This window comes from Burkholderia sp. A9, assembly GCF_000801975.1.
The window spans coordinates 55,604-74,478 of sequence record NZ_JSZN01000007.1; the positions used below are offsets into that span (position 1 = coordinate 55,604).

Genomic DNA, 18,875 nt, shown 5'->3' on the forward strand with positions numbered 1-18,875 from the left:
GCCGCAACCGGCGTACCGCCCCGCTCCGATGCGTTACTTCACGCTTTCACGGAACCACTTCGGGTGATGCTTGCGGGCCCAGCCCAGCGTGACGGTGCCGCGCACCATCGCCCCGATCGAGCCTTTCACCCACAACGCCGCGTAAATGTGCACGATGATGCTCGCGATCAGCACGAAGGCCGCCACGGCATGCACGACGGCCGCCGCGCGGATCACCCCGATCGGGAAGTAGAACGAGAAGTAACGCCGCCAGATCACGACTCCCGACAGCAGGAGCAGCAGCAGGCACGCCACCAACGTGAAGAATAGCAGCTTCTGTCCGGCGTTATATCGACCGACGGGCGGCAGCTTGTCTTCCTGGTTGGTCAGCACGTCGCCGATCTGCTTCAGCCACTGGCGATCGTCCGCGTCGAGCGCGTTGTGATGCCAGAAGCGCACCACGAGAATCGCGAACGACACGAACATCACGAGACCGACGAACGGATGCAGGATCCGCGTCCACTGGCCGCCGCCGAACAGCGCGGTGAGCCAGAACATCGACGGATGGAACAGCGCGAGCCCGGACAGCGCGAGCAACACGAACGTGATCGCGGTGATCCAGTGGTTCGTACGCTCGTTCGGCGTGTAGCGGACGATCAGGTTGGGGTCGTCGTGCTTCATTTTGCGTCCTCCTTGATGCGTCGCGCCTCGTCGCGGGCGGCGGCTTCCTCGTCTTCGCTGACCTCGTTCGGACCAATCCGGGTGTAGTGGAAGAACCCGGCCAGCGCGGTCAACGCAAGGCCGGCGACCGCGAGCGGCTTCGCGATCCCCTTCCACAGCTTCACCATCGGGCTGATCGACGGATTGTCGGGCAGCCCGTGGTACAGCGACGGTTTGTCCGCGTGATGCAGCACGTACATCACGTGCGTGCCGCCGACGCCCTGCGGGTCATACAGCCCCGCATGCTCGAAGCCGCGTTCCTTCAGGTCCTCGATCCGCTCGGCCGCGTGCTGCTTCATGTCCTCCTTGGTGCCGAACACGATCGCGCCCGTCGGGCAGGTCTTCACGCAGGCCGGTTCCTGGCCGACCGCGACGCGGTCGGAACAGAGCGTGCACTTGTACGCGCGATGATCCTTCTTCGAGATCCGCGGGACGTTGAACGGGCAGCCGGTCACGCAATAGCCGCAACCGATGCAGTTCTCCTCGTGGAAATCGACGATCCCGTTGTTGTACTGCACGATCGCGCCCGGCGACGGGCACGCCTTCAGGCAGCCCGGATCCTCGCAGTGCATGCAGCCGTCCTTGCGGATCAGCCATTCGAGGTCGCCGGCCGGGTTCTCGTATTCGGCGAACCGCATCACCGTCCACGAGTGCTCCGACAGGTCGGCCGGGTTGTCGTATACGCCCACGTTGGTGCCGACTTCGTCGCGCAGGTCGTTCCACTCCATGCATGCCGTCTGACATGCCTTGCAGCCGATGCACTTCGATACGTCGATCAGCTTCGCGACGCTCCCGGTCACCGGTTCGCGCGCCGTGGGCGGCGGCGTCGTGGTGGCCGAGACGCGCTTGATATCCAGCGATTGCAATGCCATCTCTTCCCCCTTACGCCTTTTCGACCTTCACCAGGAACGACTTGAATTCCGGTGTGTACGAGTTGCCGTCGCCTACGGACGGAGTCAGGGTATTGGCGAGATAGCCGGGCTTCGTCAGACCCTTGAAGCCCCAGTGCAACGGGACGCCGACCGTCTGGACCTTCTTGCCGTCGATCGTCAGCGGCTTGATCCGCTTCGTGACGAGCGCGACCGCGACGATGTAGCCGCGCTTGGACGACACCTTCACGCGATCGCCATGCGCGACGCCGACTTCCTTCGCGAGGTCTTCGCCGATCTCGACGAATTGCTCGGGCTGGATGATCGAGTTGAGCCGCGCATGCTTGGTCCAGTAGTGGAAATGCTCGGTCAGCCGGTACGTCGTCGCGACGTGCGGGAACTCGGACACCTTGCCGAACGACGCGCGGTCGTCCGGGAACACGCGGGCGGCCGGGTTGTTCAGCGCCTGCGGGTTGTCAGGGTGCAGCGGGTTCGCCGCGAGCGGTGTCTCGAACGGCTCGTAGTGCTCGGGGAACGGGCCTTCGTTCATCCCCGCGCGCGCGAAGAAGCGCGCGACGCCTTCCGGGTTCATGATGAACGGCCCCATCCCGTTCTCAGGCGGTTCGTCCGCCTTGAAGTCCGGGATGTCGACGCCCTTCCACGCGCTGCCGTTCCAGCCGATCAGCTTGCGGGTCGGGTCGAACGGCTTGCCGCTGACGTCACACGATGCGCGGTTGTACAGGATCCGCCGGTTCGCCGGCCATGCCCACGCCCAGTTCAGCGTCTGGCCGATGCCGGTCGGGTCGGAATTGTCGCGCCGCCCCATCTGGTTGCCGGCCTGCGTCCACGCCCCGCAGAAGATCCAGCAGCCGCTCGCGGTCGTGCCGTCGTCCTTCAGTTGCGCGAACGCGGCGAGCTGCTCGCCCTTCTTCACGAGCGGCCTGGCCGGATCCTTCGGGTCGGGCAAGTCGGCGAGCGCACGCCCGTTGAACTCCATCGCGAGCTCTTCGGGCGTCGGGCTTTCCGGGTTCGCGTACGGCCAGGTCAGGTTCAGGATCGGGTCCGGATACTTGCCGCCGTCCGTCTGGTACATCTTGCGCATGCGCAGGAACAGCCCCGACATGATCTCGAGATCGCTGCGCGCCTCGCCCGGCGGCTCCGCGCCCTTCCAGTGCCATTGCAGCACGCGGCTCGAACTGACGAGCGAGCCGTTTTCCTCCGCGAAGCACGTGGTCGGCAGGCGGAACACCTCGGTCTGGATCTTCGACGAATCGACGTCGTTGTAGTCGCCGTGATGCTTCCAGAACTCGGACGTCTCGGTCGCGAGCGGATCCATGATCACGAGCCACTTCAGCTTCGCGAGGCCTGCCGCCGTCTTCACCTTCGACGGCGCCGCCGCGAGCGGGTTGAAGCCCTGGCAGATGTAGCCGTTCAGCTTGCCGGCATTCATCAGCTCGATCGTCTGCAGCAGGTCGTACTGCTTGTCCAGCTTCGGCAGGTAGTCGTAGGCCCAGTTGTTCTCGGCGGTCGCCGCATCGCCCCACCACGACTTCATGAAGCTGACGTGGAACGCCTTGTAGTTCTTCCAGTAGCTCAGCTGGTTCGGTCGCAGCGGCAGTTGCACGCGCTGCTTGATGTAGCCGTCGAAATCCTGCTCGGACTGCATCGGCAGCGTCATGTAGCCCGGCAGCAGGTTCGACATCAGCCCGAGGTCGGTCAAGCCCTGGATGTTCGAGTGGCCGCGCAGCGCGTTCATCCCGCCGCCGGCGATGCCGATGTTGCCCAGCAGCAGCTGCACCATCGCGCCGGTGCGGATGATCTGCGCGCCGATCGAATGGTGGGTCCAGCCGAGCGCGTACAACACCGTGCCGGCGCGGCCGGGGACGGCCGTCGTCGCGAGCATCTCGCACACCTTCAGGAACTTCTCCTTCGGCGTGCCGCAGGTTTGCTGGACCATGTCCGGCGTATAGCGCGCGTAGTGCTGCTTCAGCAGGTTGTACACGCAGCGCGGATGCTGCAGCGTCGGGTCGACCTTCACGAAGCCGTCGTCGCCGCGCTCGTAGTCCCAGCTCGATTTGTCCGGGTACGCGTGCTTCTCCGCGTCGTAGCCGGAATAGATGCCGTCGTTGAACGCGAAATCCTCGCGCACGATGAACGAGAAGTCCGTGTAGTTCTTCACGTACTCATGCTGGATCTTGTCGTTCGTCAGCAGATAGTTGATGACGCCGCCCAGGAAGACGATGTCGGTGCCGGTGCGAATCGGCGCGTAGTAGTCGGCCACCGAGGCCGTACGCGTAAAGCGCGGGTCGACGACGATCAGCCGCGCCTTGCGGTGCGCCTTCGCCTCCGTTACCCATTTGAAACCGCACGGATGGGCCTCGGCTGCATTGCCGCCCATCACGAGAATCACGTCCGCGTTCTTGATGTCGACCCAATGGTTCGTCATCGCTCCACGGCCAAACGTCGGGGCAAGACCTGCCACCGTCGGGCCATGTCAGACACGCGCCTGATTGTCGAATGCGAGCATCCCGAGACTGCGGACCGTCTTGTGCGTCAGGTAGCCGACCTCGTTGCTTCCCGCCGACGCGGCCAGCATGCCGGTGGTCAGCCAACGGTTGACCTTCGCGCCGTCTTCCGCCGTCTCGACGAAGTTCGCGTCGCGGTCGGCCTTCATCAGCTTCGCGATCCGGTCGAGCGCGTCGCTCCACGAGATGCGCTCCCACTTGTCCGAGCCCGGCGCCCGGTATTCGGGATGCGTCAGGCGGCTCGGGCTGTGGATGAAGTCGATCAGGCTCGCGCCCTTCGGGCACAGCGTGCCGCGATTGACGGGATGGTCGGGATCGCCTTCGATATGGATGATGCTCGGCTGCGCGTTCTTCGCGCCGTCACCGAGGCTGTACATCAGGATGCCGCAACCCACTGAACAGTAAGGACAGGTGTTGCGCGTTTCGACGGTGCGCGCCAGCTTGTACTGTCGGACTTCGGCGAGCGCTTCGGTCGGAGAAAAGCCCATCAGGGCTAGACTCGATCCGGCAAGCGACGTAGCCGTCACCTTCAGGAACTGGCGCCGGGACATTTGTAGCATGATGGTCTCGGCGTTTTTGTGGGGTGGGGTGCAACTGAAAGGAATTATAGACAGTTCAAGCAACTATGATCGAATCATCGGATCAATACTGATTTGTCTGATCCACCGATGCCCCGCGTTCAACGCGCAACCGAACCGTCATGAAACGACAGATCACCTCCGAGGCCACCCGCCTCGCGCAACAGCAGGCCAACTGGGCACTCGACGCATTCAAGCGTTTCTCCTCCGACCGCTGCTCGGCGATGGCCGCGAGCATCGCGTTCTTCTCGGCGTTCTCGCTCGCGCCGACGCTCGTGATGGTGATCGCCGTGGCCGGCTGGTTCTACGGCGACGACGCCGCACGCGGCCAGGTGTTCGAGCAGGCACACCAGTTGATCGGCAACGATGCGGCGGCCAGCATCCAGACGATCGTGCAGAACGCGCATCGCGCGGGCCAGCGCGGCGGCATCGCAACGCTGATCTCGTTCGCCGCGCTCGCGCTCGGCGCGTCGGCCACGTTCGCATCGCTGAACACGGCGCTGAGCGTGATCTGGCCGAGCACCGAGAACCGCTGGTCGAGCATGCTCGGGCTCGTGCGCGTGCGGCTGGTCTCGTTCGGGCTCGTGCTCGGCGTCGCGTTCCTGCTGATCGTGTCGCTCGTGCTCGATACCGCGATCACGTTCATCGGTACCTGGCTGCTGGGCAATTCACCCTACGTCGCGATCACCAACCTGCTGCAGTTCTTCGTCGGCATCGCGGTGCTCGCGGGCGCGTTCGCCGCGTTGATGAAGTTCCTGCCCGACGCGCGCGTCGCATGGCGCGACGCGACGATCGGCGGGATCGTGTCCGCGATCCTGTTCTCCGGCGGCAAGAAGCTGTTCGCGCTGTACCTCGCGCACGCGGGCACCGCAAGTGCGTTCGGCGCGGCCGGATCGTTCGCGGTCCTGCTGATGTGGTTGTACTTCTCGGCGGCCGTGCTGCTGCTCGGCGCGGAATTCGCAGCCGCACGCGGCGATGCGCATGGCCGCACCGGCAACGCACCGGTAACGGCCGCGCCGGCGGATCGCACCGCCGATCGCTCGCGCGGCAACTGATTTCCGCCGCGTCGCTTTGCACGCAGCCGCGCGCCGAGTGTGCGCGGCGCACCGTCGCCGTACGCGACTCCGTGCCGTTTCGCAACCACACCACCCGCCACGCCCACACACCGGGTTGATGCGTTCTTTGCATCGTCCGGCAGCACGCGCTGCAACAGCAAACGTTTGCACACCCCGATTTTCATGCACCGACCGGCGAAATCCGCCCTGTGGCTGCCGGACGCGCCAGCCACTGCAACAATCGCAGCGCAGCAATTGTCAACTATTTCAAAAACAGGAACAGTTCTTGATGTGCTTGATATATATGCACTTTTTTCAGCTGTTACCTTTTCGAGACACTTTATTTTTTAAGCTTTCTTGCCTGTATTGCACTGAGCTATTCTCCAATCCGCAACAAATAACGAATCACTTGCGTGGAGATACTCAACGATGAAGAAACTCGCTCTCTCGACCCTCTCGCTCGCCCTGCTGGGCGCTGCCGGTGCTGCTCATGCTCAATCGAGCGTGACGCTTTACGGTGTGATCGATACGTCGATTGCCTACGTTCACGGCAATGACGGTCAAGGCAACAATTCGTGGCAAATGCTGTCGGGCAACCTGCAAGGCAGCCGCTTCGGCCTGAAGGGTGCTGAAGATCTCGGCGGTGGCCTGAAGGCGATCTTCCAGTTGGAAAACGGTTTTGATCCGGGCACGGGCCACCTGAACCAGGGCGGTCGCATGTTCGGTCGCCAGGCATACGTCGGCCTCGAGAGCAACCAGTACGGTACGCTGACGCTCGGCCGCCAGTACGACCCGCTCGTCGACCTGGTCCAGGCTGTCACGGCAGACAACTACTTCGGCAGCACGTTCGCTACGGCGGGTGACGTCGACAACAACGACAACTCGCTGCGCGTCAGCAACGCGATCAAGTACACGTCGCCGGTCTGGGCAGGCTTCCAGGTCGAAGGCATGTACGCCCTCGGCGGCGTCGCAGGCAAGACGGGCGCGGGCCAGACGTGGTCGGTCGCAGCGGCTTACAACAACGGCCCGGTCGGCGTTGCTGCAGGCTACTTCTACGCAGCCAACCCGTCGCCGGCAACGCCGGTCGGCCGTGCAGGCTGGGGTTCGACGACGTCGGACAACATCATCGACGGCCCGATCAATGCGGGTTACGTGACGGCGAAGTCGATCGCGATCGCACAGGTTGCAGGTCAGTACGCAATCGGCCCGGTGACGGTCGGCCTCGGCTACAGCAACGCACAGTACAAGCCGGACGCATTCTCGGCTTTCGGCGCGACCCAGAAGTACAACACGGGCCGCGGCTTCGTGACGTACCAGGTTACGCCGCCGCTGCTGCTGGGCCTCGGCTACTCGTACACGAAGGCAAACGGCAACACGGACGCCAAGTACCACCAGGTTTCGCTGGGCGGCGACTACTCGCTGTCGAAGCGTACGGACATCTACCTGGTCGGCGCATACCAGCACGCAAGCGGTACGCAGCTGAATGCAGACGGCACGACGTCGGCAGCTCAAGCTTCGATCGGCTCGTACGGCATCGCCGGCACGAAGTCGCAAGAGCTGGTTGCTCTCGGCCTGCGCCACAAGTTCTAAGAAGTACGTTTCCGGTGTGCATGGCGTCTCCGACGCCATGTCTCCGAACTGCAAAACCAGTCATCGGCTACGGCCCTGGCTGGTTTTTTTTCGTCCGTCGCCCGCGCCGCATGGCGGGCGACGGACACGGTCCGGACTCACGGATACGGCAACCGGCCGGCAGCGGTTCCTGGGCCGCCCATGGCGCGCCGGAAGCCCCGTCGAGGGGGGGGCGCACACCTTGCGCCGGCCCCGGCCGCAGGCAACCCCGCACGCGCGCCGCATCCCGGCTGGCGCCGCCCGGAATGCGCGGCGTTCCACCCCCGCACACGCGCCACCCGATTCGGCATCGCACGCGCCAAGCCGGACGACGTTACTCCCGCACCCCCGACCTGCTCGCGCGATGCGAAGAACGTATGCTTCGACGTGTCGATTTCGGCCGCCGTCATCCGTCGTATCGATGGCGGCGCGCGGATTGCCCGGCCCACTACCGACAGCTGACAGGAGACGTTCCATGACGATTCAGAAGATCACCCCGTTCCTCTGGTACTCGACGGAAGCCGAAGAAGCCGCGGCCTTCTATGCGGGCATTTTCCCGAACTCGCGCGTCGTGCGCGTCACGGCGGTGTCCGGCACCGGCGGCACCCGGATGGTTGAGTTCGAGCTGTTCGGGCAGCCGTTCATCGCGATGAGCCACCCGCGCACCGAGACGTTCAATCACGCGATCTCGCTGATGATCAACTGCGGCGACCAGGCCGAGCTGGATCGCTACTGGAGCGCGCTGCTCGAATACGGCGGCAGCGCAGACGGCTGCGGCTGGGTGCGGGACCGCTACGGCGTCTCGTGGCAGATCGTGCCGGACGAACTGATCCCGATGATGGCCGACCGGGACGAGGTCAAGGCGGCGCGCGTGGCCGCGGCGATGATGCAGATGACGAAGTTCGACGTCGCCGCGCTGAAGGCCGCGTACGCAGGCACGCCGGGTTGACCCGGCCACGGCGCTGCGTGCGCTTCGCGCGGCGCGGCGCTGCGCGCGGCGCGGGCAGCCTGTGCACGCGTGCCGATTCGCGCGTGGCCATCGGCGTCATGGCGCACGACGGCGACATTGCGTCGCGCCACGATGCAATCACGAGCGCCGTCTCGCCCGCCGCTACGCCGACAGCATCGCTTCGACGATCCGCCGCGCATAGCGAACGAACGCCGCGACCGGTTCGCCGCACTGCATCGCGTCGTCGCCTTCACCGCGCAGATAGACGATACGCACGATACGCTCAGCCGCCACGATCGGTCGGTACGCGTCAGGCACGCGCTCCAGCACCCATGTGACCGCGACATCCTTCGGCGCGATCCTGCCGGTCGCCGCGCTGTACCAGATGCGGGCGAGCGCAAGCACCACGTTGCATGCGTCGCCGCGCCAGTCCGGCTCGGCATCCCGCTGCGCGACGGTAGCGAGCAGCGCGGCGACGCAGTCGCGCGCAGTCACCGGCTCGAACCACGCGCCCGCGCGCGGCCCGGCCAGCGCAACGTCGTGCTGCCGCACCTTGGTCAACAGAATCGCCAGATCGTGATCGACGCACGGCGGCTCGACGCTGTCCGCGCACAAATCGTGGCGCAGCCACTCGCCGAACTGCAGCTCGCGCCGCGCCGGATGACGCCACGGCACCACGTCGCCGCGCACGACCCCGATGACTTCCAGCGCACGCAGGTGCTGCGCGCCACCCGGCGGCGCCGACACATCCAGCAAGTCGAACATCAACGCGCGCCGCGCCGGTTCGCCGGGCGATACCGCGACGGTCACCGGCAGGTCGATGTCGCTGCGCGGTTTCAGGCCACCGTCGAGCGCCGAACCGAACAGATGAATCGCGTGCAGCGTCGCGCCGACATGCCGGTCGATCGCAGCACACGCAGCGCTCACCTGCTCGGCGATCGCTTCAGGAACGACCGCTGCGTTCATGACGCAAGCCCCGCATCGTACATGCGCCGCGGGCTGCAATCCGAAACGACGCACCGGTGCGAGCGCGGCAATCCGGCTGCCACGCATGCGGCGCGTAACACCGGACGCGCATCGCGTCGCGCCGCCGCCGCACTTCACGACATCGCCGCCGCGCGCTTGGCGCAGCGCAATAAAAAACCCCGCACGCTTTCGCGAACGGGGATCGTCGGACATCGCAACGGCCGCCGACATGCATTCGGCGGCCGTTACGCGGCATTACGCTGCCGCGTCCTTCAGCTTCTTCAGCGCACGTGCCTTCACGCGCACGCTGGCCGGCTTCGCCGGGAACCAACGCTCTTCGCCCGTGAACGGATCCTTGCCGAAGCGCTTCTTCTTCGCCGGCACGACTTGCGCCGTGATCTTCAGCAGACCCGGCAGCGTGAACTCGCCTGCGCCCTTCTTGTGGACCGAGCCCAGCACGACGTTCTCGAGTGCGACGAGCACTGCCTTGACCGCCTTCACTTCGACAGCTGCGCGCTCAGCGATGTGCGTTGCGAGCGATGCCTTCGTGAACTTGTCCTTCAGCGGCGTCGGAGCGGCCGGTGCTGCCTTTGCGACAGCCTTCTTGGCCACTACTTTCTTCGCGGGCGCAGCCTTTTTGGCAGCCACTTTCTTGGTGGCCGGTGCGGCAGCCTTCTTGGCCACCTTTTTTGCGGAAGTCGCCATGTTTCTCCTACCAGGTGTGGTCGTTGGATACACGAAGCGTGCAACGCGCGCGCTTCAACGCCGGATTCTACAAGCGCCGTGCCGCTTCGTGCAGTACTTTTATGCGTTTTCGCGGGGTTTCCCGCAGGTTTTGTTGCGCGCGACCGACTTCGCCGACGCTCGAGCATCGAAAAACGCCTTCACGTATACGTCCGAACGCGAATTACGTTCGATATTTGCGCACCTATACTGACCTCGCTCAGTGCCCCGGATGCCTTCATGCGCGAAGTCAGATACGTCAAAGGACTCGACGGCCTGCGAGCCATCGCCGTCATCCTCGTTTTCCTGTCCCACAAGGGCCACGTCCTCGCTGTCGACGTAGGCAAGCTCGGTGTGTGGACGTTTTTCTTCATCAGCGGATTCCTGATCGTCGGCGAACTGCATCGCAACCGTCAGGCGGTCGAGCGCGGCACGATGACGCGCCGGCATGCGCTGGCGCTGTTCCTCGCGAAGCGCGCGCTGCGGATCTTTCCCGTCTACTACCTGCTGCTCGCCGCGCTCGCGATCGCGCACGCGCTGTTCTACCAGCGCGGCGTCAATCTCGGGCTCGCGTGGCACGCGACGTTCCTGTCGAATTACTGGATCGGCGTCGTCAAGGACGGCTGGCCGGGCTCCACGTCACACTTCTGGAGCCTCGCGGTTGAGCAGCAGTTCTATCTGATTGCGCCGCTCACGCTGCTCGCGGTGCCCGCCGCGCGACACGTCGCGCTCGGCGTCGCGGCCGTCGCGCTGTGCGCGCTCGCGCATCTCGCGCTGTACGCGGTCGATGCGTCGCCGGTCCTGATCTACGCGTTTTCACCGTGGAATTTCGCGCTGATCGCGCTCGGCGGCGTCGGCGCGATGGCGCTCGCCGATCGCAGGCCGGCCGTCGTCCGCCACATTCCACCGGGCTGGATCGGTGCCGCCGGCGTCGTGTTCTTCCTGGCGCTGCCCGCGTTCACGCGACTGCCCGACATCGCCGCGGGGTTCGCGGATCTCGGCCTGTCCGCGTCGCTCGGCGCGCTGATGCTGTGGATCGTCAGTGAACCCGACCACCCGGCCGTCGCGCTGCTCGACTGGGGGCCGCTCGTCTACCTCGGCACCATCAGCTACGGTTTCTACCTGTTCCACAACCTGATTCCGGCACACTTCGGCAAACTGCCTGCGCTGTTCGCGCACGTGCCGATGCCGACGATCGCCCGGGAAGCACTGCCCGAACTGCTCCAGTTCGCGCTCGCCGTGCTGCTCGCACATCTGTCGTGGCGCTATCTGGAAAGGCGCCTGCTCGACTTCAAGAAGCCGATCGCCGCGCTGCTGACGCGGTACTTCGTCGCAAGGCCGACGACATCGCCGCGCTGAACGGGACACCGTCGCAGCAGCGACGGAACCGGAACACGCGCGGCGCAGCGGCGATGCCGGGCGCCGCAACGGTGCAGCGCCGGCGCCCCCGTCGCCGCCGAAACGCGCTTCGCGTCGGCGGATGAAACGCTCCTGGGGCACAGATGCGCGGCGTCGACGGATGCAATACCCCTAGGGCGCAGATGCGCGACGTCGACGTCGGCGTCGACGTCATTTGCGAATCGCCACACGCGCAAGCGTCGAACGGATCGCACGCGGCGGGCACGTCGGCCCCGGTTTCATCGCGACGGCAACTCGCGCACCGTGCGCCGCATACCGAAAACCGAACCACGGCCCGACGGCGATGCGTCAGGATTGCCGCGAACGTACCCGTTCGATCTGATTCGAGGCCGCCGGGCATCGGCGCAGCTGCTTGCCCGCCGCCCGTCCGCCGTCGCCCCACACCTCGTCCGCACGCAAAAAAGCCCCGGCGCACGAGGCAGCCGGGGCCAACGGAACAACCACCACCTGAAACAACGGAGCTGCGCGGCTGCTTATGCGACAGCAGCCAGCGCGGGCAGGCAGGTACGCAGGTACGCCTCGAATTCGCGGCTCACTTCCGGATGCTGGAGCGCGAGCTCGACGGTCGCCTTGAGGTAGCCGATCTTGCTGCCGCAATCGAAACGCGTGCCGAAATAGCGATACGCAAGCACCTGTTCGTTCGCGAGCAGCGACTGGACGGCGTCGGTCAGCTGCAGTTCGCCGCCCGCGCCCGGCTTGAGCCGGCGCAGGTGATCGAAGATCGTCGGCATGAACACGTAGCGGCCGACCACGCCGAGGTTCGACGGCGCGTCTTCCGGCGCCGGCTTCTCGATGATGCCCGACAGCTTGATGATGTCCTCTTCCCACTCCCGGCCTTCGACGACGCCGTACGAGCGGCTGTCCTCGCGCGCAATCGTCTCGACCCCGATCACCGAGCTGTGATAGTGGTCGAACACGTCCACGAGCTGCTTGAGCACCGGCTGTTCGCCGTGCAGCAGGTCGTCCGCGAGAATCACCGCGAACGGCTCGCCGTGCACGAGCTTTTCCGCGCACAGCACGGCGTGGCCGAGGCCGAGCGCTTCCGGCTGGCGCACGTAGAAGCAGTTCACGTGGCTCGGCTTGATGCCGCGCACGAGCTCGAGCAGCTTTTCCTTGCCGCGCGCCTCGAGTTCGGCCTCGATCTCGTACGACTTGTCGAAGTGATCCTCGATCGCGCGCTTGCTGCGCCCGGTCACGAAGATCATCTCGGTGATACCGGCGTTGATCGCCTCCTCGACCGCGTACTGGATCAGTGGCTTGTCGACGACCGGCAGCATTTCCTTCGGGCTCGCCTTCGTTGCCGGGAGGAACCGCGTGCCGAGACCGGCGACCGGGAACACGGCCTTGGTGACTTTCAACATGTTCGCATCCTGATTGCGTTGACTGCGCCGCGTCGCCCTGCGACCCGGCGCGATTGTTTTCCGAACGGCATATCGAGAATCGACGGTACGGCCAATTCCACTCCGCTCATTTTCGATATGAACCGATTGCCCATGTTTCCGGAAAATAGATAATCCGCAAATTCGGTCGATATTGCCGAACCGAGTGCCCGAGCGGAAACAAATTACCGATTTTCCCGATACAAATTCTTACGATTCGAATTCCTCGATATACGGGACGCCGCCCCGCTCGAGACCGGGGCGAATCGGCTCGTTCTTCAGCGCCTCACGGTACGCCGACAGCACGGCCATGACCAGCAGTACTGCCGCGCTCGCGATCCAATGCATGTCCATCTTGCCGCTCCTTGCATCAATCAACTGGAGCTTCAAACTATCAGAAAAAAATCGGCAAATAATTCTGGCACCTGCGAAACCGCTTTCATGGCTTAATAAAACCCATCATCTGAAATGCCATTATTCCGCGTCACGATTTTTTTATTCATTCGCTCGAATTCTTGCGCATTACGATTGGACCATCCCCTTCATCCGTCGCAAGGAATCGAATCGCATGCAAGCTTTCAGCGGATCGCCTTTGACCGCGCCGCCCGTCGCCGACCACAAGGATCACGTGATCGACGCGATGCGCGGGTTCGCGGCGCTGCTCGTCGCCTATTTCCACTGCCGCCAGGTCGTCTGGGTCGGCATGCAGAGCTTCCATCACGCTTACGGTCATGCGCTCAACCCGAGCGCAATCGCCGGCTACCTGACCTTCCCGTTCGCGTGGGGATCCGCCGGCGTGCCGATCTTCTTCGTGATCAGCGGCTACTGCATCCATCGCAACGCGGCGCTCAAGCTCGCGGCCAACCCCGCGTACCGGCTCGACGCGCCGAACTTCTGGGCGCGCCGCTTCGCGCGCATCTACCCGGTGCTGCTCGCCGCGTTGCTGTTCACGCTCGCGCTCGACGCGGTCAGCCTGCAGATCGCGCCGGTCAGCCACAAGATCCGCGATGTCGGCATCACTGCGTTCCTCGTGAACCTGTTCTCGCTGCAGGGCGTCGCCGGCTACACGTACGGGTCGAACGGCGCGTTGTGGACCCTGTCGCTCGAAGTGCAGTTCTATGTGATCTATCCGCTGCTGTTCGCGCTGCGCCGGCGCATCGGGATGCCGGCCATCGTGGCGGCCGTCGCGCTCGTCAACGTCGCGTCGGCGTGGCTGCTCGAACGGCACGACCTGCAGTTCTTCACGTCGTACTGGCTGTCCTGGACGGTCGGCGCGTGGATCGCCGACGTGCGCGCGCAGCCGGCGCGCGGCGTGGCCGCCGTGCCGTCGCGCGCGTGGTACGTCGTCGCCGCCGCGCTGCTGGCGGCGGGCTGCGGCGCGTTCCATTTCGGCCAGTACGGCGCGTTCCAGCTGTGGGCGGCCGGCTTCGCCTGCTTCCTGTATCGCGCACTCGCCTGCCCGCCGCGCCCGACGCCGCTGCTGCGCGTGCTCGGCTGGTTCGGCGACTTCAGCTACTCGCTGTACCTGATCCACCTGCCGCTGTTCGTGTGCCTCGGTTCGGTGCTGTTCCATTCCGAGCTGCAACTGTCGATCTGGCCGTCGTTCGCGTTCATGGCCGCCGCGATTCCGGTCGCCTATGTGTTCTACCGGCTGTTCGAACGCCCCGCGATGACGTGGGCGGCCAGCCTGAAGCCGGCTCGCCCGTCCCGCGTCGTCGCACCGGTGCCCGAACAGGCCGCCTGAGCGCGCCGCTCCGGCTCTCCCGGCCCCCGTGCAGCGTCCGGCTGCGCGGGGGCTTTTTCATCGGCGTAACGGGCGTGAGGATGCATCTGCGCGACGGGGCATGGCAGGAACGCCACACGGAGGGGTGCAAGCCGCGCGTAACGGCCGTCCGGGCGGCTGCACTGCCGTCGCCTCGCCCCCGACCTCACCCGCCCCACGGCATGACCGCACGGCGCCGCTCGCGGCGCCCCGCGCGCTTCCGGTCCGGACAGCAGCCCGGCTCAGGCACGCGCTGTAGCGCTTCGTTCTGCTCCGACCACCCACGCCCGGCGCGTGACAGGGTCCACCCCGCCCAAAAGACAAAACCCCCATGCAGCACAACGCCGCATGAGGGCCGGTTTCCCGCCGGTTCACGACGACCCGCTGCGCGGGCCGCCGCCGGCTGTCGCCTACTGCCGCTTTGCCTTCGCGGCCTTCGCCGTATCCGCGAGGATCTTCTCGACCCGCTCCACATAGGTCTCGGTGCCGAACCGGCGCACCGCGGTCGCGCGCCCGCTCGCGACGAGCCGCTCGCGCAGCGCGGCGTCGTGTTTCAGCGCGCCGAGCGCATCGGCCAGCGCGGCCGCGTCGCCCGGCTCGCAGAGCAGCCCGTTCTCGCCGTCCTCGATGATCTCGATGACCCCGCCCGCGCGTGCAGCGACCACCGGCCGCCGCGCGAGCATGCCCTCGACGATCACGCGCCCGAACGGCTCGGGCGTGATCGACGTGTGCGCGACGACGTCGACCGCCATCATGCACGCGGCCACGTCGCGCTGGAACCCGAGGAAATGCACGCGCTCGGTCATGCCGTGGCGCGCAGCGATCTCGTGCAGCTGGGCCGCGTATTCGTCCTCGCCGAACAGCGGCGCACCGACCAGCACCACGTGCATGTCGGGATGCCGCGCCGCGGCTTCCAGCAGCAGGTGCTGCCCCTTCCAGTGCGCGAGGCGGCTGAACGAGCCGACAAGCCAGGCGTGCTCGGGCAACCCGAAGCGCGCGCGCAGCGCAGCCTGGCTGGTGTGTTCCAGCGCGTCGAACGGTTCGGCCGAAATGCCGTTGAACACGACGTCGACATGCTGCGGCGTGAAACCCGTCAGCGCGCGGAACGCCTGCGCGGACGCGTCGGAGTTCGCGATCACGCGCGTGACGCCGAACCGCGCGCAGTACTTGATCGCCATCAGTTGCTTGCTGCCGAAATGATCGTCGCTGACGATGTCGCGCAGGTGCCAGACCACCGGCTTGCGCGCGAGCCGCCCGGCCAGCGCGGCGACCACCATCGCGCGCTGTGTGTTCGCGTAGATCACCTCGGCGCGGCGAGCGCGCCGCGCGACGTTGCGCACAAGCGCGAACAACTGCCTCAACGCGCCGGCCGACACGCCGCCCTGCTTGCGCACGCCCGCGAGCGCACCCTGGTCGAGCACGTCGACGCGCGCGCCGATCTCGTCGAGCGCCGCGCGGAACGGGCCGTCGTCGAACAGCAGCACGTCGGCGTTCGCGCGCATGTGCTTCATGATCTCCAGCAGCGACAGCTCGGCGCCGCCCAGCACGCCGCTCTGGTCGAGCACGAGCGTTGCCGGGCCGCGCGCGGCCGGCATCGGCGCCGCCGCCGTACCGCGCTGCGCGGTCGAGCCGGGCAGCGCCGCTTCCACATAGTCGAGAAAACGCCGGCGGAACGTATCGGCGGAGAACCGCTCCGCGTTCGCGCGGCACGCGTGCGGCGTGAAGCGCTGCGGCGCGCGCTCGAAATCGTCGACCGCCGCGACGATCGCGTGCGGCGTCTGTTCGTCGAAGAAGAGCCCGGTCGGATTCGCATGCGAGCGCGGCTCGAGCACGGTTTCGAGCGCGCCGCCCTTGCCGTACGCGATCACCGGCGTGCCGCATGCCTGCGCCTCGACGACCGAGATCCCGAAATCCTCTTCGGCCGCGAACACGAACGCTTTCGCACGCCGCATCCGGTCGTGCAGCACCGCGAACGGCTGGTAGCCCATGATCTCGACGTTCGAGCCGGCCTTCGCGCGAATCTTCTGCATCTCGGGGCCGTCGCCGATCACGACGAGCTTGCGCTCGGGCGTGCGCGAGAATGCTTCGACGATCAGGTCGATCTTCTTGTACGGCACCATCCGCGACGCGGTCAGGTAGAAATCGTCCTTCACCTCGTTCAGCGAGAAGCCGTCGACGTCGACCGGCGGGAAGATCACCGCCGCGTCGCGGTGGTAGACCTTGCGGATGCGCCGCGCGATGAACGCGGAGTTCGCAACGAAGCCGTCCACCGCGTTCGCGGTGCGCGTGTCCCAGTTGCGGATGTAGTGCAGGATCATCCGCGCGAGCAGCGACTTCGGCCCGTGCGTCAGGTTCGACTGTTCCAGATACTGGTGCTGCAGGTCCCACGCATAGCGGATCGGCGAATGCACGTAGCTGATGTGCATCTGGTCCGGCCCCGTCAGCACGCCCTTCGCGACCGCATGGCTGCTGGAGATCACGAGGTCGTACTCCGACACGTCGAGCTGCTCGATCGCGAGCGGCATCAGCGGCAGGTAGCTGCGGTACTTGGTGCGTGCGAACGGCAGCTTCTGGATGAAGGAAGTCGTCACCGGCTTGCCGCGCACGAACGCGCGATCGTCGAGAAAATCGACGAGGCTGAACAGGTCCGCGTCGGGAAAGCACGCGACGAGCTGCTCGAGCACGCGCTCGGCGCCCGCGTAGGTCACGAGCCAGTCGTGGACGATCGCCACGCGCAGCGGACGCGACGCATCGCGTGCGCCTGCCCGCCCGGCCGGCTCGGACCGGCGCAGCGCGGCGGCGTCGCCGGCATCGGCCACGGCGGCGTCCGCGGTGGCCAGGTTCAGGATGGCGTGTTCCGCCAGATCGCGATTCATATCGTTTTCCTCGCATTGAGACGGACGAACAGGTCGCGCACGAGCGCGCGCAGCCCCGGCGTCATCGTGATCGACCACGCAAGGTTCAGCACCAGCACGATTGCGCACAGGCCGATCGACTCGCCGAGCCCCGACCACGCTTGCGCGAGAAACAGGCTCGCGAGCAGGAAGGCGAGATGCGCGAGCATGTCGAGCACGATGGCGCGCATCCGGATCGCCGACAGGTAAAGCAGCACGCCGTAGTCGACCAGCGCACGCGTCGCGACGACCACCGCCGCGCCGATCAGTCCGAAGTGGTGAATGCCGAACCACAGGCCGCCGACGAAGAACGGCATCTCGATGAGCCCGGCGAACGCCGCCCGCGCCGGGTTGACCTGCGACTGGATCAGGATCCGCGTGACGCTCGCCTGGCCGACGAGCCACACGCTGATCACCAGCACGCGGCCGACCGGCGCGGAATGCGCGGCGAGATCGGCGCCGACCCACAGCGTGAGGAACGGCGCGAGCGCGAAGATCGCGACGATGCCGACCGGCGTGAACACGCCGTTCAGGAATTCGAGCGACTGCCGCGCGAGCGTGTCGGCGTGATCGCGGCCGACCGCCGACAGGCGCGGGAACAGCGTGCGCACCAGCGCGTTCGGCAGCATGTTCAGCCGCGTGACGAGGTTCTGCGGCACCGTGTAGTAGGTGACGAACTTCGCGCCCATGCCGGCGCCGAGCATCACACGATCGAGCGTGTCGGCGACCATGCTCGCGGTGCTCGCGATCAGCATCCAGCCGCCGAAGTTGAACAGCCCTTTCGCGGTACCCCACTGCGGCGGATCGATACGCCGGATCCCGAGCACCTTGATGCTCGCGTGACCGAGCATCACCGCCGCGATCAGGCGCGCGACGACTGCCGCGGCGAGCACGGTCTGCAGGTTCGGCGCGATCCACCATGCGGCGCCGAGCGGCAGCAGCTGGAACAGGAACGTGCCGATCGTCTGGTTCGTGTTGAACACGCCGAACCGTTCGGCGCCGTTGATCGCGCCGGCGAACACCCACGACACGTTCGCGAGCGGAATCGCGAGCGCGAGCCACGGCAGCGCGAGATACACCTCGTGCTGCATCGCCGCCGACACCTTCGTGAAATACGCGGTGTAGACGAACGCGCCGAAATAGATCAGCAAGCCGCCCACGATGCCGGTGCCGAGGTTCAGCCAGAACGCGCTCCAGAACACGCGGGCGCTTTCGTCCTCGTTGCCGCTCGCGAGCGCCTTCGAGATGTGGTTCTGCGCGGCCATGCTCATCCCGAGATCGAGGATCCCGAAATAGCCGATCAGCGTCCACACCAGGCTGACGACACCGTAGCGTTCGACGCCCAGCGCGTGGATATACGCGGGCACCGTCACCAGCGACACGAAGGTCGGCAGGATCAGCCCGATGAAATTGATCGATACGTTCTTGAGTATGCCTTTGTCCATGCTT

General features: G+C 65.9%; 14 protein-coding genes. 5 read left to right on the forward strand and 9 right to left on the reverse strand.

Translation table 11 applies throughout. From position 1 onward, the window contains the following. Nucleotides 1–33: 33 nt before the first annotated feature. Genes PI86_RS04030 through fdnG form a run of 3 tightly spaced genes read right to left on the reverse strand, consistent with a single transcriptional unit; the run spans nt 34 to nt 4,653 of the window. Nucleotides 34–660: a formate dehydrogenase subunit gamma gene (locus PI86_RS04030; RefSeq protein ID WP_039318958.1), complete on the reverse strand. Its 627-nt coding sequence runs from the start codon at nt 658–660 to the stop codon at nt 34–36. After that, nucleotides 657–1,571, reverse strand: a complete 915-nt coding sequence (gene fdxH / locus PI86_RS04035) for a formate dehydrogenase subunit beta (RefSeq protein ID WP_014899928.1) — start codon at nt 1,569–1,571, stop codon at nt 657–659. Before fdxH ends, PI86_RS04030 begins: the two co-directional genes overlap by 4 nt. Before the next feature lie 10 nt (nt 1,572–1,581). Then, nucleotides 1,582–4,653, reverse strand: coding sequence for a formate dehydrogenase-N subunit alpha (fdnG, locus tag PI86_RS04040; RefSeq protein ID WP_082012136.1), 3,072 nt, complete (start codon nt 4,651–4,653; stop codon nt 1,582–1,584). Nucleotides 4,654–4,793: 140 nt separating this feature from the next. Between fdnG and PI86_RS04050 the strand changes: the two genes are divergently transcribed. From PI86_RS04050 to PI86_RS04060, 3 genes are all read left to right on the forward strand, one after another. Next, on the forward strand, nt 4,794–5,726 hold the full coding sequence (locus PI86_RS04050) for a YihY/virulence factor BrkB family protein (RefSeq protein ID WP_039318966.1): 933 nt from the start codon (nt 4,794–4,796) through the stop codon (nt 5,724–5,726). Between the two features lie 429 nt (nt 5,727–6,155). Next, on the forward strand, nt 6,156–7,316 hold the full coding sequence (locus PI86_RS04055) for a porin (protein ID WP_039318968.1): 1,161 nt from the start codon (nt 6,156–6,158) through the stop codon (nt 7,314–7,316). A 493-nt stretch (nt 7,317–7,809) separates the two neighbouring features. Next, nucleotides 7,810–8,283, forward strand: a complete 474-nt coding sequence (locus PI86_RS04060) for a VOC family protein (protein ID WP_039318971.1) — start codon at nt 7,810–7,812, stop codon at nt 8,281–8,283. A gap of 162 nt (nt 8,284–8,445) precedes the next feature. On the opposite strand, the gene PI86_RS04065 is transcribed toward PI86_RS04060, so the two are convergent. Continuing rightward, nucleotides 8,446–9,249, reverse strand: coding sequence for an aminoglycoside adenylyltransferase family protein (locus PI86_RS04065; RefSeq protein WP_039319374.1), 804 nt, complete (start codon nt 9,247–9,249; stop codon nt 8,446–8,448). 255 nt (nt 9,250–9,504) lie between these two features. After that, complete coding sequence (locus PI86_RS04070; RefSeq protein ID WP_011548077.1) at nt 9,505–9,954, reverse strand: HU family DNA-binding protein; 450 nt, start codon at nt 9,952–9,954, stop codon at nt 9,505–9,507. A gap of 258 nt (nt 9,955–10,212) precedes the next feature. Between PI86_RS04070 and PI86_RS04075 the strand changes: the two genes are divergently transcribed. Further along, a complete protein-coding gene (locus PI86_RS04075; RefSeq protein ID WP_039318978.1) occupies nt 10,213–11,331 on the forward strand; it encodes an acyltransferase family protein in 1,119 nt (372 codons plus the stop codon). Nucleotides 11,332–11,864: 533 nt separating this feature from the next. On the opposite strand, the gene galU is transcribed toward PI86_RS04075, so the two are convergent. Both galU and PI86_RS17435 read right to left on the reverse strand, forming a co-directional pair. Next, a complete protein-coding gene (gene galU / locus PI86_RS04080; RefSeq protein ID WP_014899936.1) occupies nt 11,865–12,752 on the reverse strand; it encodes a UTP--glucose-1-phosphate uridylyltransferase GalU in 888 nt (295 codons plus the stop codon). Nucleotides 12,753–12,980: 228 nt separating this feature from the next. Next, the gene (locus PI86_RS17435) at nt 12,981–13,124 is read right to left on the reverse strand and encodes a hypothetical protein (protein WP_006479318.1); all 144 of its coding nucleotides are present in this window, start codon (nt 13,122–13,124) and stop codon (nt 12,981–12,983) included. 214 nt (nt 13,125–13,338) lie between these two features. Between PI86_RS17435 and PI86_RS04085 the strand changes: the two genes are divergently transcribed. After that, nucleotides 13,339–14,514, forward strand: a complete 1,176-nt coding sequence (locus PI86_RS04085; protein ID WP_039318981.1) for an acyltransferase family protein — start codon at nt 13,339–13,341, stop codon at nt 14,512–14,514. 428 nt (nt 14,515–14,942) lie between these two features. Here the strand turns inward: PI86_RS04085 and PI86_RS04090 are convergent, their stop codons facing one another. Both PI86_RS04090 and PI86_RS04095 read right to left on the reverse strand, forming a co-directional pair. Further along, nucleotides 14,943–17,408: a glycosyltransferase family 4 protein gene (locus tag PI86_RS04090; protein ID WP_039318984.1), complete on the reverse strand. Its 2,466-nt coding sequence runs from the start codon at nt 17,406–17,408 to the stop codon at nt 14,943–14,945. Next, nucleotides 17,405–18,871 carry a flippase gene (locus PI86_RS04095; RefSeq protein WP_039318987.1) on the reverse strand — a complete coding sequence of 489 codons (1,467 nt, stop codon included), beginning with the start codon at nt 18,869–18,871 and terminating at the stop codon, nt 17,405–17,407. Before PI86_RS04095 ends, PI86_RS04090 begins: the two co-directional genes overlap by 4 nt. Nucleotides 18,872–18,875: the final 4 nt, after the last annotated feature.